Below are 14,064 nucleotides of genomic sequence, written 5' to 3' on the forward strand. Positions count from 1 at the left end.
GAGTTTTCGGCTGTCAGGTGTAGACCGGACCTAACTTAACCGGGCTAAACCGTCGCGATTGACCCATAGCGGGCTTCAATGAGCCACCTGACAATAACTCCAGATGACGTTGTACCGCGTTACGACCCAAAACAGTGTCCAACCGCTCATGGCAATGAGCAAGAAGAGGGAGAAGTAAGCTGGCGGCAAGTAGTAGGAGAGCGGAACGCCGTCGAGAGCAGCAATGCCACCCTTGTGCAGCCTTCGTATGAAAACCACTATCATCGCCACAATGAAAAAACTAAAGAACGGCAGCGCAAGAAAGTCAGAAAGATTGCTGCGGTAGCCCTCCAACATTTCTCGTCCTGAACAACCTGCGCTCGCAGCACTCTGACCGGTCAAATAGCAGAAGATCGATGTCGCGCAGGCGAACGTGATCACGATGCCTAAGGCGGTGGTCGATATGACCAGCAACGAACGCATTGTCCCGTTCCGCAGTTCACATGGAGACCGACCTTTATCGTGGGCGAGCACCATCAGTCACAAATCCTCCATCGCAACCTAAGCGACAGCCAGACAAAATGCACCCTATGCGGTTGGTTAGAATTAACAGAGCATTGCTGAGGTGACTTTGCAAACCAGCTTCCGGTTATGGCCCAACTCGGACCTCCGGTGAGGTCCGGTTTTGCGCCGCTATCAGGAGTACAGCGGACCTCATCCGCACCCCAACTGCGGCACGGGTTCATGAGTACACGCCCTAGTTCGAGCCACGCAAATTCCCTATCCAGAAAAAGAAAACGGCGGGCTTTGGGCCCGCCGTTTCGTCTACATAAAACCGAGGTTAAGCCCCGGCATAATAATCCGGATCAATTATCCAAGAAGCTCCGCAGCTTCCGCGACCGGGACGGATGCTTCAGCTTGCGCAGCGCCTTCGCCTCGATCTGCCTGATACGCTCTCTCGTCACCGAGAACTGCTGCCCCACTTCTTCCAGCGTGTGGTCGGTGTTCATGCCGATGCCGAAGCGCATGCGCAGCACGCGCTCTTCGCGCGGGGTGAGGGAAGCGAGCACGCGCGTGGTGGTCTCGCGCAGGTTCGACTGGATCGCAGCGTCGATCGGCAGGATCGCGTTCTTGTCCTCGATGAAATCGCCGAGGTGTGAATCCTCTTCGTCGCCGACGGGCGTCTCCAGCGAGAGCGGCTCTTTCGCGATCTTGAGGACTTTTCGCACTTTCTCCAGCGGCATGCCGAGCTTTTCGGCGAGCTCTTCCGGGGTCGGCTCGCGGCCGATCTCGTTCAGCATCTGACGGCTCGTACGCACGATCTTGTTGATCGTCTCGATCATGTGCACGGGGATGCGGATGGTGCGCGCCTGGTCGGCGATCGAACGGGTGATCGCCTGTCGGATCCACCACGTGGCGTAGGTCGAGAACTTGTAGCCGCGGCGGTATTCGAACTTATCGACCGCCTTCATCAGGCCGATATTGCCTTCCTGGATCAGGTCGAGGAATTGCAGGCCGCGGTTGGTGTATTTCTTGGCGATCGAGATCACGAGACGGAGGTTGGCTTCCACCATCTCCTTCTTGGCCTGGCGGGCTTCGCGCTCGCCCTTCTGCACGGAGTGCACGATCTTGCGGAACTCGACGATCTCGAGGCCCGTCAGCGCGGCGAGCTGATGCACCTCGTGGCGGAGGTCCTTGATCCGGTCCTTCTCGTGATGGACGAAATTCTTCCAGCCCTTGGCCGAGAGTTTCGAGACGCGGTTGAGCCAGCGCGGATCGAGCTCGGAGCCGGTGTAGTTGCGCAGGAAATCTTCGCGCGCGACGCCGTGGCTGTCGGCGAGGCGCATCAGGCGGCCCTCATGCGAGACGAGGCGCTTGTTGATGTCGTAGAGCTGCTCGACGAGCGAATCGATACGGGCCTGGTTGAGGCGCAGCGACTTCACCTCGACGATGATCTCGTCCTTCAGCTTCTTGTACTTGCGCTCCTGATGCGGCGAGAGCGACTCGTTCTGGAGCTGGTTCTGGATGTCCTGCTCCTGAAGCTTGCGCAGCTTCTTGTAGCTGTCGGCGATCTTGTCGAAGATCTCGACGACCTTCGGCTTGAGCTCGGCCTCGATGGCCGCAAGCGACATCTGGTTCTCGAACTCGTCGTCCTCGTCCATGTCGGCTTCGGCGGCAGACTCCGCAGGATCCTTCTCGGCCTCGCCGACATTGCCGCCGGCAGGCGCGGCACGGAACGGGGTCGGCGCCGGCGGCGCCGCGGGCGGCGCGACATGCGCGGGCGCACCGACGACAGCGGCAGCCTGGCCCTCGGCCGGCGCTTCGCCGTTCTCGCCATTGGGACCTGCGATCATCGCATTGTTCATGCCGGCCTTGGCGTCGGGACCGGCATAGGTCGCCTCGAGATCGATGATGTCGCGAAGGAAGATCTTGCCTTCGTTGAGTTCGTCGCGCCAGATGATGATGGCCTGGAAGGTCAGCGGGCTTTCGCAGAGGCCCGCGATCATCGCTTCGCGGCCGGCCTCGATGCGCTTGGCGATGGCGATTTCGCCCTCGCGGGAGAGCAGCTCGACGGTGCCCATCTCGCGCAGATACATGCGCACGGGATCGTCGGTGCGTTCGCCGGGTTCGCTCTTCTTGACCTCGGTGACGGCCTTTTGCGTGACCTCGACGAGCTCGTTGTCGGTCTCGTCCTCGCCGCCCTCGTCCTTGTCCTCTTCGCCTTCGCTATCGTCGGCTTCGGTGACGTTGATGCCCATATCGGAGAGCATGGACATGATGTCCTCGATCTGCTCCGGCGAGGTCTGGTCGGACGGCAAAACTTCGTTGAGCTGATCGAAGGTCACGAAGCCGCGCTTCTTGGCCTGCTTGATCATCTTCTTCACTGCCGCATCGGACAGATCGAGCAACGGCGACGGCGCGTCCTGGGAGTCCTTCTCCGGCGCGTCCGCTGCCTTGTCGTCCTTTTCCTTGTCCTTCGCCTGCAGCGTCTTTGCCTTGGTGGCCATCCATTGCTCCTAAACGCGTTTCATGCAGACGTGCGCGCGCCCGCGTGAAATCACTTGAACCTGTTGCTCGACGCTCTCGCTTCGCCAGATCTCGACACGGAAAGGGCGGCGCGCACAGATCTCGCCACCCCGACCTTTCTCTCGCCGGATTTGCCTAACGCTTCGTGAGCCTCTTTGTCGCGGCGGATGCAGGTGAAGTGCCAACAGCTGTTGCGCGGATTCATTCCTGACGCGTCTGTTCTGCCTGCGGCCGCGAGGCCAAAGTGCTACAAGACCGTTAAGCCTCGATTAACCCTGTTTTTGCCGCCAAACCTCGGATTTGGCGAGTCTTTTAGCGGTGCCAGCGACGTCCGTCCGCATGATTCTTTCATCACACGCTCTTCTGGAACCGGCCCGACAGCTCGCCAAAACCCTCGATCAGGGCCTCGGTACCGTCGACCTCTCCTATCCGAGCCTTGACGTCACGCAGCCACGCTAAATTGGCCTCGCTGGGGTCCTCCCCCAAGGCCAGCTCGGCGTCCTTCAGCTCTCTAAGTAGTGAATGGTACTGCCGATGCAAGGCAACGAGTTGATGCCAGGTGGCAAGAACGTCGTCCCTCGCGGCGCCCTCGCGGGCGCCCCACACCGCCGCGGTGGTGATGCCGCCCTCAACCCTTTGAAGAAGCTGTGAAAATCCGCCTTTTACGATATCGGACCGCATCTTCTCGGCCTGCTCGCCGGGGTCCGGCGAGTGGTGATGGTCGTTGGCGAAAGCGGCGATGATGCCGGCCCTGAGCTTGTGGGCCTCGGGGTGGGCCAGCTCGAGTGCGGCCACTTCCTCAAGGTGATCATCCAGCAGCCAGGGGTGATTGATCAGGCATTGCAGGATCAGGGCCTCCCGGCGGGAGATGGCGCTGCGCTGTCCGCGCATGATCGGGCTCGCCGCCAGCTGGGGGCTCGCCGCCTGGTAGGGGCCTGATGGCAGCGGGGCCGGACCCGGCGGGCCGCGGCGGCCTCCCCCAAATCCTTGCCCGAATCCTTGCCCACCGAATCGATTCGCCTGCCCGCCGCGGGGCTGGAAGGAGCGGCCGCCGCCTCCCTGGCGGAAATTGCCCCTGCCGGCAAAGCCGCCGCGGCCGCCGTCAGGCGAAAAGGTGCGCTGCAGCCGCTCGATGAATTCGTCGCGATAATAGCGCCGCACCACCTCGTCGCGGATGCCGTTGGACAATTCCTTGATGCGCGCTTCCAGCGCGGCGCGGCGCTCGGGCGTGGCAAAATTGCCGCCTTCGAGCTCGCGCGACCAGAGCATGTCGGCGAGCGGACGGGCCGCCGCGATCACCTCTTCCATCGCGCCGCGTCCGCCGGAGCGCACGAGATCGTCGGGATCCTGCCCTTCCGGCAGCAGCGCGAAACGCAGGCTCTTGCCGGGCGCGAGAAATGGCAAGGCAAGGTCCGCAGCACGATAAGCCGCCTTCTGGCCGGCGCGGTCGCCGTCGAAGCAGAGGATCGGCTCGTCCGCCATCTTCCAGAGCAGCGCCAGCTGGCTCTCGGTGAGCGCGGTGCCGAGCGGCGCGACCGCGCCTGCAAAGCCCGCGGTGACCATGGCGATGACGTCGACATAGCCTTCGACCACGACCAGCGATGCGCCGTCATGGGTGGCTTTGCGCGCGGTCTGGTGATTGTAGAGATTGTCGCCCTTGTGGAAGAGCGGCGTCTCCGGCGAGTTCAGGTACTTTGCCGGAACGTCCTTCTCCAGCGCGCGTCCGCCGAAGGCGATGACGCGGCCGCGCAGATCCGTGATCGGAAACATCACGCGATCGCGGAAGCGATCATAGGGCACGGGATTGTCGTCGCCGCCGACGAGCAGGCCGGTCTCGACCATGTCCTCGACGGAGATGCCGAGCTTGCCGAGATGCTCCTTCAGCGCGAAGCGCTCGGACGAGGCATAGCCGAGGCGGAACTGCAATTGCGTCGCCGGCGAGATGGCGCGGTCGGCGAGATAGCCGCGCGCCTTGGCGCCGAGGCGCGAGGCCAGAGTCTCCGAAAAATACTTTGCGGCGAGCTCCATGACGTCATGGAGCGAGCGGCGCCGCTGCTCCTCGCGCGCCGCGTTGGGCGTCACGGCCGGCAGCGGCAGGCCCGCCATGCTGGCGAGCCGCTCGACGGCTTCGGCAAACGGCAGACCGTCGGTCTCCATCACGAAGGTGATGATGTCGCCGTGCTTGCCGGAGGAGAAGTCGTGGTAAAAACCCTTCTGGTCGTTGACGTAGAAGGACGGCGTCTTCTCCTGCTGGAACGGCGACAGCCCCTTCCACTCCCGCCCCGCCTTCTTCAACTTGACGCGCTTGCCCACGACTTCGGAGACCGAAAGCCGGGCACGAAGCTCGTCGAGGAATTGGGGCGTGAAGCGCATGGCCATGGTGTAGCGCGAACCGGGTGAGTCGGGCGAAGGGATCAGGGATATAGGTGCGGGGGACGTAAAAGTCAGGTTTGTCGGGATTATGCGCGCTGTTCACAGCCCCCTCGGTCATTCCGGGGCGCGCCACTTGGCGCGAGCCCGAAATCCATTCCTCCCAGCATTTCCGCGGCACAATGGATTCCGGGCTCGCGCCAAGTGGCGCGCCCCGGAATGACGGGAAAAGCTTGAACCCCGCCCGGTTCCACGCTTCCATAGGCCATGTTCAGGACCTTTCGGGGCGGCCAGAGCGGGGGTTGGCGCGTGACCTCGATATCGCCTGTGACGGGCGAGCCCCTGCCCTTCATGCCGGCGCTGTCGGTAACCGACGGCGACGCCGTCGCGCTGCCGCTGGTGCCCTCGCGCAATGCCTGGCGCCTGGTCGGCGTGCCGAGCAATTTGCGCTACACCGAACGGCCCGAGCAGCAGCAGCTCGCCGCGGTGCAGGCCGGTCTCGGCCGGCTGGAGGCGACTTCCGCAGCGCTGATCCCGATCCGCAAATCGCAGGCCTGGTGGGATCTGACGCAGGAAGAGCGGCGCAGGATTTTTGAAGACAAGTCGCACCACATTGCGAGCAGCATGCGCTTCCTGCCCGCCATCGCGCGCCAGCTCTATCACTGCCGCGACCTCGGCGAGCCCTTCGATTTCCTGGCCTGGTTCGAATTCGCGCCCGCGCACGCCTCGCTGTTCGAGGAGCTGGTGGGGATGCTCAGGCAGACCGAAGAATGGAGCTATGTCGAGCGCGAGGTGGACGTGCGCGTGGTGAAGGAAGTGCTGTCGGCCTAGTGGTCCAGGAAGCGGCCGGATTCGATGTGCGGCAGGTTCGTCACCGGCCAGTTGTAGACATAGGTCCAGGCCGGCGCGGTCGCGCCATCCGCGCCTGTTACGTCGACCAGCCGGCGCAGATACTCCGTCGGCTCCGGAAAACCCTCGCCACAGGCCTCATACATGTCGAGCTCGCGCAGGAGCTCATCGCCGGCGCGCAAGCGGAAGAGCTCGCCATGCACGACGTCCGAGGATACCTCGGACAGCAGCAATCCCGGATAATGCTTCACCAGCACCAGCCGGCCCCGGCACGTCGCCTCGCCCAGAAAATCCGCATGCTGCGCCAACAGCCGCGCCATCGGATGGTCGAAGCCGCGCATCAGGGTGCCGTAGACGAAGAGACGATCGGAGGTCATGAGGCTCTATAGCTGGCAATGTTGTGGAGTGACAGAGCTGTACATTCGCTGTCGTCGCGGCGAAGGCCGTGGGTGTCTACACGACCTCCGCTTCCAACTCCTCGCCGCGCTCCTCGGCCGAAACCACCCTGACGCTGACGTCCATGACGTCGAACGCATCCTGGGTGCCGATATAGATGCCGTGCAGCGGAATGGCCTGGCGCGGATCGCGCGCGACCGCAACGCGGATGAGGTCGCGGGTGCCGACGATGCCGTTGGTCGGATCGAACTCGATCCAGCCCGCGCTCGGCAAGTACACCTGCACCCAGGCATGGGTCGAGCCGCCGCCGACATGGTGCTGGGCGATGTCCTCGGGGACGAAGACATAGCCGGAGACGAAGCGAGCGGCGATGCCTAGCCGGCGCAGCGCCTCGATCATGAACAGCGCATAGTCGCGGCAGGTGCCGGTGCCTCGCCGCAAGGTATCGGACGGCGCCTGCGTGCCGGGCTCGTGACGCCTTTGGTATTTGAACTGCTCGCGGATCGCATGCGTGATGCGGCTGAGGATATCGAAGGTTGGCGAAAGTGCATTCTCGTCGAGAAAACCGCGCACCCAGGCCGCGACCTTGCCCTCGGCATCTGGGTATTGCGGCGTGATGTACTGGACGAGATCGGGCAATTCCGCGTCGTCATAGACGAAGGGATAGAAGTAGGCGGGATCGTCGGGCGTCAGCGCGAACTCGTCGACCGGATTGTGCTCGACGGTGACGCGCCAGTCGAAGATCAGGCGATCGGCGCGCGCGTCGAAATCGGCGATCGCGACCGAATTGCCAAACACGTCGTGGATCCAGCGCAGCGACATCGGCTGCGGCGAGATATCGAGCCTGGAGGCGAGCACGCGCAGATCATGGCCATCGCTCGGACGCAGCATGAATCTGTGTTCGCCGAAGGCCACGGGACTGACGTAGCGATATTCGGTCTTGTGATGAATCGTCAGCAGCGGCATCGTCGGGAGATCATGGTGATGTTGGGCAGACCTAATATTAACGCTTGTTGCCCAATGTCCGGGGCGACTGCTTTTTCGATAGGCAATCAGGATGGCTTTCAACACAGTCGGGGCGACGGATCAACTCCTTGGCAACGACGATATTCCGCCAGTGCATGAGGTGAATGCAGAGGGGACATCGCCCTTTCTGCTCACATCGGACCATTACGGCCGCATTCTGCCGCGTGCGCTCGGCGATCTCGGTGTATCGGAAGACGAGCTTGTCAGGCACATCGCCTGGGACATCGGCATCGCCGGCGTCGCGGAGCGGCTCGCAAACATGCTTAACGCGCATCTGATCGCGCAGCGCTATTCGCGGCTCGTGATCGACTGCAACCGCTCGCCCGGCGTGGCGAGCTCGATCCCCGTCATTTCCGAAGCGACCGCGATCCCGCGCAACGAAGGCCTCTCGGACGGTGAACGCGCGGCACGGCGGCGCGAGATCTTCGAGCCCTATCATCAGCGCATCGACGCGGTGATCGACAGCCGGATCCACGCGAAGCAGCCGACGGTGCTGGTGTCGCTGCACAGCTTCACGCCCGTCTATGCCGGCGTCGCGCGGCCCTGGCACATCGGCGCGCTGTACAATCGCGACAAGGTGCTGCCGCAGCTGCTGCTGAAGCACTTGCGCTCCGAGGGCGATCTCGTCGTCGGCGACAACGAGCCCTATGCGGTGAGCGATCTCAGCGACTACACCATCCCCATCCATGGCGAGGCGCGCGGTCTCGTCAACACCGGCATCGAGATCCGCCAGGACCTGATCGCGGATCAATCCGGCCAGCAGCAATGGGCCGAGCGGCTGGCGCGGATCTTCGCGGAGATCGAGGTGGAGTTGAAGCCGGCGCTGCTGGTCGGCTAGCCGCCGCGCGTCGCCACGAACAGCGCGAGCGCGGCGAAGGTTCAAGCTTACTTGGCCCGAATCAGCGCCAGCCAGATGCCGCCGCCGATCATGAAGCCGCCAGAGACGCGCGACACCAGGCGGGTGCGGCGCGCCGAGAAGAAGCCGCGGACCTGGCCGGCAAGCAGCGCGTAGATTCCGTCGGTCAGGCCGGCCAGCACCATGAAGGTGATGCCGAGCACCAGGACCTGCGACAAATGATCCTTGCTCATGTCCATGAATTGCGGAATGAACGCACCGAAGAACACCAGCAGCTTCGGGTTCGACAACGCCACGACAAAGCCCTGCAAAAGAAAGCCTCCGCGAGGGGGAGGAGGCGGCGCGTCCGCGTCGACGCCCTGCACCGGAGAGCGGATCAGCTTGATGCCGAGCCAGACCAGATAGGCCGCGCCCGCAAAGCGCACCCAGTTGAACCAATAGCCCATCGTCGCCATCAGCGTTGTGAGGCCGACCGCAAGGATGCCTATCACGATCAACAGCCCCATCTGCACGCCGAGAATGTTGGTCAGCGCGGCTCGCGTGCCATGGCGCAGGCCGTTGGCGATAACGAGGGTCACGATCGGCCCCGGCAGCAGCGCGAGCGCAATGCAGGCGGCGATGAAAGCGAGATAGGCTTGCATGGACATCATGGGGAGAACTCTGCTGATGGCGGTGTTTGCGGGTATTAATGCATGACAACTAGTTTCCGTCCAGCGCCGCAACGACCCACGCTTTCATCTCCTGGGTCTCGAGAAAAGCGAGCGCCGCACGCTGCATCGCGTTGGCATCACCCCGCCCCTGCGCCGCCGCAACGAAGAGATCGCAGCGCCGCGAGAGCGCAACACCGACCGCGGCGCGGCTAGTGCCGTCAAGGATCGCAAGATCATAGCGCCGCGCACGGCCGTGCATCTCGCCGACATGCACGACTTCACCCGGCGCAGTCGCGCTAAAGCGCGGGGTGATCAGATCGATATCGGCGACGCGATCGACCTCGTCGTCATCGGCGACACCGCTGTCGCAATTGCAAAAGCCGCGTTTGGCGCGAACGTAGAGCTCGGCGCCGTCGCAAGCCCCTCCCTCGCAGTGGAACGCACGCCCAGCGGGCCAGCCGTCGCGCGGGAACGGCCAGGCGATCTCGCGCCATCCGGCAGATAGCGGCGCAGACGACGGCGCAAGCTGATAGGCGCCGACACCTGACGCGCCGAGCGCCATCAGGGTGGCCGCAATCGTCGCCGCGCGCCGCATCGTCAATTCTTCGGCAAGCCGGCGACGGCGCGCGCCGCTCCGGCCAGTTCGAGGATGTGCAGGCCGGTGTTGGCACGATCGACGATGTAGATGTAGCCGCGATCGTCGGTCTCGACATTGTTGGTCTGGATCGCGACCTTGCAGCGCTCGCCGCCCTCCACGGGAATGCAGCGCTTGTCGGTCGCCTGCGTGATCGCCGGGATGAAATAGCCGACTTCCTTGGGATGATAGGGATCGCGGATGTCGAGCGCGCGAACGCCGGCGTTGAAGAAGGCGATGAAAGCCATCTTCTTGTAATAGACCGGCGCCATGCTCTCATTCGACGAATGCGAGCCGAAACGGCCGCCGCGCTGGCAGAACTGTCCGCTGGCCTCCGGCACGGTGTAGCTCGAGATCATCATCGGCCGCGTCTCGGTGGTGACGTCGGCGAACCACACCATCTGCCTGGCCTCGCCGCATTCGTTGAGGATCGCTTCATCCACGATCATGACGATGTCGCGCGTCTTGCCGTCCTTGTCCTCGGCAAACTCAGCGACGGGCATATCGAGCATCGGAAACGTCGTGTGCGCGCCGTTGAAGGCGGACATCGGCAGCCGCGATATCTCGGGAAAGCGCAGATTGTCGGGCGTCGGCTCCTTCGGCCCCGTCAGCAGCTTCTCGCGATCGACGATCTGCAGGATGCCGCCCTTGTTGGTGCCATAGCCGAAATAGACGCGGTTGCCGTTCGGCCCGGTCGAGATCGGTCCGTGCAATTCGGTCGGCACCGCGCCGGTCGACCCGGGCTCCTGGCCGGGCAGGCCAAAGTCGCGGATCTTTTGCGGATGCGCCGGATCCGAGAGATCGTAGATCTGCGTCATGCGCCGCGTGCGCCAGTCCGGCGCGCCCGAGACGAGATAGGCAATGCCGGTGTCGCATTCCCACCAGCTCTTGTGCGTGTCCTTCAAGCCGCCGAGACGCGTGATCAGCGCGGGGTTGGCGGGATCGGCGACGTTCCAGATCTCATGCGCCTGGCTGCCGAAGGTGCGCAACATGTAGACCGCGTTGGGATCGCCCTTCGGCAAGGTCTTGCCGTCGCACACGCGCACCATCTGCGCGCCGCCGGATTCATATTTGCCCTCCTGCCCCGGCAGGTGCCTGAGATATTTGGGATGCGCGGGATCGGTGACGTCGATGATCGAGGTCCCGTTCGGCTCCGCCTTGCCGGTCATCGGATTGACAGGCGCCAGCACGTCATCGGTGCCGCCATGATGACCGATATAGGCGATCCAGCGGTCGCCCTGATGATGGATGGTCGGCTGATAGGCGCTGCGCCCCTGAAGATCGTTGCTGCCGACGAGCTTCATGTTCGACGCCTCAGGCGGCGCGCCGATCGTCTGCTTCTGGGCGTGAACAAAAGTGCTGCCGGCGAAAAAGACGAGGGCGGCAGCAGTCAAGACGCAACGGAACATCAAGGTCCTCCCCGGAACCAATCTGCGTTGGCTGAGCGTCAAGGTTAGCACAGCCGATCGCACGCGCCAAAGACACCATCTTGACAGGCAACCATTTGGTTGCTTAATATCGCCGCCATGGATGAAGTCTTCAAAGCGCTCGCCGACACATCGCGACGGTCGCTGCTGGACCGGCTTCACGCCAGGAACGGCCAGACGCTAAACGAGCTTTGCGAAGGCCTCGCGATGACGCGCCAAGCCGTGACGAAACACCTGGTCATTCTGGAAGAGGCCAATCTGGTCACGACCATCAAGCATGGCCGCGAGAAGCTGCACTATCTCAACCCGGTGCCGATCCACCAGATCGGCGAGCGCTGGATCAGGAAATTCGAGCGCGGCAAGCTCGCCGCACTCGGCGAATTGAAACGCCAGTTGGAGAAGCGTGATGAGTAAGCCACAATTCGTCTATGTCACCTACATCGAGACCACGCCGGAAAAGCTGTGGCAGGCGCTGACGTCAAGCGAGTTCACCAGGCAATATTGGTTCGGCGCCGAGGTCCGCTCCGACTGGAAGGTCGGCTCGCCCTTTGCGCTTTCGCTGGACGGCGAGGTCACCGATGCCGGCGAAATCCTCGAGGCCGATCCGCCGCGACGGCTGTCCTACAGCTTCAAGCATCTGAAATATGAAGAACTGCGCGGCGAGCCGATCTCGCGCGTCGTCTTCACCATCGAACCCTTCGGACCGGTCGTGCGTTTGACCGTGCTGCATGATGGCTTCATCGAGGGCGGCAAATATCTCGGCGCCGTCTCCAACGGCTGGCCGGCCATTCTGTCGCAGCTCAAGAGCCTGCTCGAGACCGGCAAGCTGCTCAACATCACGCGCGCAGCCCTCAACAAGGGATTCGACGCAAAATGAATCTCGACCAGTTCAAGCCCCTCACGGTCTACACCATCTACATCGCCTCGACGCCGGAGAAGGTGTGGGAGGCCCTCACCTCGGCCGAATTCAGCAGAAAGTATTTTTCGGGCTTCGCCGTGGAGATGCAGCCGAAGCTTGGCGGCACGTTTGTCGTGCGCGCGCCTGACGGCTCGGAGCACATTTCTGGTGAAGTCTTCGAATACGATCCGCCGAGGAAGCTGACGGTGACATGGAACGTCAACTGGCCCGACCTCGTCGCCAAGCTCGGCACCACGCTCGTGACCTACGAGATCGAGCAAGCCGGAGAAGCCGTCCGTCTCATCATGAGCGAACGCCACGATCGCGATCTCAGCGACGACATCCTCTCCGGCGGCCGCGCCGGCTGGCCGGCGATCCTGTCGGGGCTGAAGAGCCTGCTGGAGACAGGAAAGGCGCCGCAGATCAAGACAGCACCGCCGGCACGGATGCTGGCGGCGCTGAAGGCGATGGGGATCAAGACGCCGTAGTGGCCAGAATCTGCGGCCTCATCGCTTCTTCTTCACCGGCGGTGGATGAATCTCGTCGATCTTGCGATGGCAATCCGCTTCGGAGTCGTGCGGTCCCGAGACGAAGGTCCCGCTGACCTTGATTGCGTACCAGCCCGACTCCACGCCGAGCCGGAGCGCTTCTTCTGTCTTGACGTGCCGTGGGGAGAGAGTTTGCATCAGGTGCTTTCGGTTGGCGTTCGTTCACATCGAACTGCAGTGAAATCTTTCAGGCATCCGTCGTGATCAGCAGCATCCACGGGTGTGAAGGATGAGTTTGTTCACATTGCCCGCGCATATTCGTCGCGTCGCGTGCGCGCAAAGACGGCTGTTCTTTCCGACATTGGCGCACCGTGCGCGCAATCACAGCAATTAGCTATCGTTTTCTCGCCCCGCCCCGGGCTTTTGCAGCGCCGAATGCTCTGTCGGTCGAATAACGCCGGCGAAACGGACGAATAGCCCGTTTCCGTTGCGTCCGGCGCCTCTTTTATGCCACCGGCACCACCAGCCGCCGATAGAGATGCCATGTCGCATGCCCGAGCACCGGCAGCGTCACCACCAGGCCGAGGAAATACGGCAGCGCCGACACGATCAGCAGGATCACGATGACAGCGGCCCAGCCGATCATCGGCAGCGGGCTCGTCACCACCGCGCGCACGCTCGTCACCATCGCGGTGACGAAATCGACCTCGCGATCGAGCAGCAGCGGAAACGACACCACGGTCAGTGAAAACAGGATCAACGACAACGCCGCGCCGACCGCATTGCCGATCGCGAGGAACAGCAAGCCCTCGTTGGTGGTCAGCACCACGGTCATGAATTCCTGCAAGCTCGAGAACGAGGCGTGCAGGCCCAGCAACAATGCGATCAACAGCCGCACCTGGTACATCCAGATCACGAACACGAACAGCGTGACGAAGGCCATCCAGCCTATTTCGCTGCGCGAGCGGATCGCCGACCAGAGCGCACCGAAAGAGACGGGCTCGCCGCGCTCGCGGCGGCGGCTCACCTCATAAAGGCCGATCGCGACGAAGGGTCCGATCAGCGCAAAACCGGCCGCCAGCGGATAGACGAGATAGACCATGCCGAAGGCGGTGAGGCAGAGCATGATGGTGATGCCGCCGGCGGCGTAGAGCGCGCCGAAGCAGAGCCCGTAAATCGGCAGCGCCTGGAAATCGCGCAGGCCCTCGACCAGCGACTCGGCGATGTCGGTCGCCGCAACAGGACGCACCACCGGATCGACCTTGCCCGAGATGGACATCAGCTTCCTCCGCTCATCGGCGCGATCTTTTGTCGCGCGCAGAGCGCAATATTAGCGCCACTGCGCGTGGGCGCAACTTGATGCCTGATAGCGGGAGGTTGCCAGCGACACCGCAATGCGCCGGTGGCAAAATCTTTAGCCTTCGGTACTATATTTCGCACCGACGCCTATGGACGGGGCAGACG

General features: G+C 63.1%; 15 protein-coding genes. 5 read left to right on the forward strand and 10 right to left on the reverse strand.

Annotated features, from left to right (window positions below):
- Positions 1-75: 75 nt before the first annotated feature.
- The 3 genes from XI06_RS35260 to dnaG form a co-directional block, all read right to left on the reverse strand.
- Positions 76-462: a hypothetical protein gene (locus XI06_RS35260; RefSeq protein ID WP_237862590.1), complete on the reverse strand. Its 387-nt coding sequence runs from the start codon at positions 460-462 to the stop codon at positions 76-78.
- A gap of 383 nt (positions 463-845) precedes the next feature.
- Positions 846-2,987: an RNA polymerase sigma factor RpoD gene (gene rpoD, locus XI06_RS35265; protein WP_271607402.1), complete on the reverse strand. Its 2,142-nt coding sequence runs from the start codon at positions 2,985-2,987 to the stop codon at positions 846-848.
- Positions 2,988-3,357: 370 nt separating this feature from the next.
- On the reverse strand, positions 3,358-5,379 hold the full coding sequence (gene dnaG, locus XI06_RS35270) for a DNA primase (RefSeq protein ID WP_271607588.1): 2,022 nt from the start codon (positions 5,377-5,379) through the stop codon (positions 3,358-3,360).
- Positions 5,380-5,643: 264 nt separating this feature from the next.
- Between dnaG and XI06_RS35275 the strand changes: the two genes are divergently transcribed.
- Entirely contained in the window at positions 5,644-6,207 is a 564-nt protein-coding gene (locus tag XI06_RS35275) for a chlorite dismutase family protein (RefSeq protein ID WP_237864374.1), read from the forward strand.
- Here XI06_RS35275 and XI06_RS35280 read toward each other — a convergent pair.
- Both XI06_RS35280 and XI06_RS35285 read right to left on the reverse strand, forming a co-directional pair.
- On the reverse strand, positions 6,204-6,602 hold the full coding sequence (locus XI06_RS35280) for a gamma-glutamylcyclotransferase family protein (RefSeq protein WP_237864375.1): 399 nt from the start codon (positions 6,600-6,602) through the stop codon (positions 6,204-6,206). The two genes, XI06_RS35275 and XI06_RS35280, sit on opposite strands and share 4 nt — an antisense overlap.
- 76 nt (positions 6,603-6,678) lie before the next feature.
- Positions 6,679-7,587: a transglutaminase family protein gene (locus tag XI06_RS35285; RefSeq protein WP_237864376.1), complete on the reverse strand. Its 909-nt coding sequence runs from the start codon at positions 7,585-7,587 to the stop codon at positions 6,679-6,681.
- 91 nt (positions 7,588-7,678) lie between these two features.
- On the opposite strand from XI06_RS35285, the gene XI06_RS35290 reads away from it, so the two are divergent.
- Positions 7,679-8,485 (forward strand): N-formylglutamate amidohydrolase, encoded by an 807-nt coding sequence (locus tag XI06_RS35290; protein ID WP_271607403.1) that lies wholly within the window; start codon positions 7,679-7,681, stop codon positions 8,483-8,485.
- 47 nt (positions 8,486-8,532) lie between these two features.
- Here the strand turns inward: XI06_RS35290 and XI06_RS35295 are convergent, their stop codons facing one another.
- The 3 genes from XI06_RS35295 to XI06_RS35305 are packed head-to-tail and all read right to left on the reverse strand — an operon-like array spanning position 8,533 to position 11,196.
- On the reverse strand, positions 8,533-9,150 hold the full coding sequence (locus tag XI06_RS35295) for a LysE family translocator (RefSeq protein WP_237864655.1): 618 nt from the start codon (positions 9,148-9,150) through the stop codon (positions 8,533-8,535).
- A gap of 52 nt (positions 9,151-9,202) precedes the next feature.
- Positions 9,203-9,748: a hypothetical protein gene (locus XI06_RS35300; RefSeq protein WP_271607404.1), complete on the reverse strand. Its 546-nt coding sequence runs from the start codon at positions 9,746-9,748 to the stop codon at positions 9,203-9,205.
- A 2-nt stretch (positions 9,749-9,750) separates the two neighbouring features.
- A complete protein-coding gene (locus XI06_RS35305; RefSeq protein ID WP_237864379.1) occupies positions 9,751-11,196 on the reverse strand; it encodes an LVIVD repeat-containing protein in 1,446 nt (481 codons plus the stop codon).
- A 117-nt stretch (positions 11,197-11,313) separates the two neighbouring features.
- On the opposite strand from XI06_RS35305, the gene XI06_RS35310 reads away from it, so the two are divergent.
- The 3 genes from XI06_RS35310 to XI06_RS35320 are packed head-to-tail and all read left to right on the forward strand — an operon-like array spanning position 11,314 to position 12,600.
- Complete coding sequence (locus tag XI06_RS35310; protein WP_237864380.1) at positions 11,314-11,628, forward strand: ArsR/SmtB family transcription factor; 315 nt, start codon at positions 11,314-11,316, stop codon at positions 11,626-11,628.
- The gene (locus XI06_RS35315) at positions 11,621-12,091 is read left to right on the forward strand and encodes an SRPBCC family protein (RefSeq protein WP_271607405.1); all 471 of its coding nucleotides are present in this window, start codon (positions 11,621-11,623) and stop codon (positions 12,089-12,091) included. The genes XI06_RS35310 and XI06_RS35315 overlap by 8 nt, the downstream gene beginning before the upstream one ends.
- Positions 12,088-12,600 carry an SRPBCC family protein gene (locus tag XI06_RS35320; protein ID WP_237864382.1) on the forward strand — a complete coding sequence of 171 codons (513 nt, stop codon included), beginning with the start codon at positions 12,088-12,090 and terminating at the stop codon, positions 12,598-12,600. The genes XI06_RS35315 and XI06_RS35320 overlap by 4 nt, the downstream gene beginning before the upstream one ends.
- Before the next feature lie 18 nt (positions 12,601-12,618).
- On the opposite strand, the gene XI06_RS35325 is transcribed toward XI06_RS35320, so the two are convergent.
- Entirely contained in the window at positions 12,619-12,798 is a 180-nt protein-coding gene (locus tag XI06_RS35325) for a hypothetical protein (RefSeq protein WP_237864383.1), read from the reverse strand.
- 307 nt (positions 12,799-13,105) lie between these two features.
- Positions 13,106-13,879 carry a DUF2189 domain-containing protein gene (locus XI06_RS35330; protein WP_271607406.1) on the reverse strand — a complete coding sequence of 258 codons (774 nt, stop codon included), beginning with the start codon at positions 13,877-13,879 and terminating at the stop codon, positions 13,106-13,108.
- Positions 13,880-14,064: the final 185 nt, after the last annotated feature.

Origin of the sequence: Bradyrhizobium sp. CCBAU 11434 (assembly GCF_028128895.1) — a bacterium.
Lineage (GTDB): Bacteria > Pseudomonadota > Alphaproteobacteria > Rhizobiales > Xanthobacteraceae > Bradyrhizobium > Bradyrhizobium zhengyangense.

Coding starts and splice junctions, on each gene's coding strand:
- XI06_RS35275 (WP_237864374.1), top strand. CDS start 5,644: ATGTTCAGGACCTTTCGGGGCGGCCAGAGCGGGGGTTGGCGCGTGACC.
- XI06_RS35260 (WP_237862590.1), bottom strand. CDS start 462: ATGCGTTCGTTGCTGGTCATATCGACCACCGCCTTAGGCATCGTGATC.
- XI06_RS35285 (WP_237864376.1), bottom strand. CDS start 7,587: ATGCCGCTGCTGACGATTCATCACAAGACCGAATATCGCTACGTCAGT.
- XI06_RS35295 (WP_237864655.1), bottom strand. CDS start 9,150: ATGTCCATGCAAGCCTATCTCGCTTTCATCGCCGCCTGCATTGCGCTC.
- dnaG (WP_271607588.1), bottom strand. CDS start 5,379: ATGCGCTTCACGCCCCAATTCCTCGACGAGCTTCGTGCCCGGCTTTCG.
- XI06_RS35310 (WP_237864380.1), top strand. CDS start 11,314: ATGGATGAAGTCTTCAAAGCGCTCGCCGACACATCGCGACGGTCGCTG.
- XI06_RS35315 (WP_271607405.1), top strand. CDS start 11,621: ATGAGTAAGCCACAATTCGTCTATGTCACCTACATCGAGACCACGCCG.
- XI06_RS35280 (WP_237864375.1), bottom strand. CDS start 6,602: ATGACCTCCGATCGTCTCTTCGTCTACGGCACCCTGATGCGCGGCTTC.
- XI06_RS35300 (WP_271607404.1), bottom strand. CDS start 9,748: ATGCGGCGCGCGGCGACGATTGCGGCCACCCTGATGGCGCTCGGCGCG.
- XI06_RS35325 (WP_237864383.1), bottom strand. CDS start 12,798: ATGCAAACTCTCTCCCCACGGCACGTCAAGACAGAAGAAGCGCTCCGG.
- rpoD (WP_271607402.1), bottom strand. CDS start 2,987: ATGGCCACCAAGGCAAAGACGCTGCAGGCGAAGGACAAGGAAAAGGAC.
- XI06_RS35330 (WP_271607406.1), bottom strand. CDS start 13,879: ATGTCCATCTCGGGCAAGGTCGATCCGGTGGTGCGTCCTGTTGCGGCG.
- XI06_RS35290 (WP_271607403.1), top strand. CDS start 7,679: ATGGCTTTCAACACAGTCGGGGCGACGGATCAACTCCTTGGCAACGAC.
- XI06_RS35305 (WP_237864379.1), bottom strand. CDS start 11,196: ATGTTCCGTTGCGTCTTGACTGCTGCCGCCCTCGTCTTTTTCGCCGGC.
- XI06_RS35320 (WP_237864382.1), top strand. CDS start 12,088: ATGAATCTCGACCAGTTCAAGCCCCTCACGGTCTACACCATCTACATC.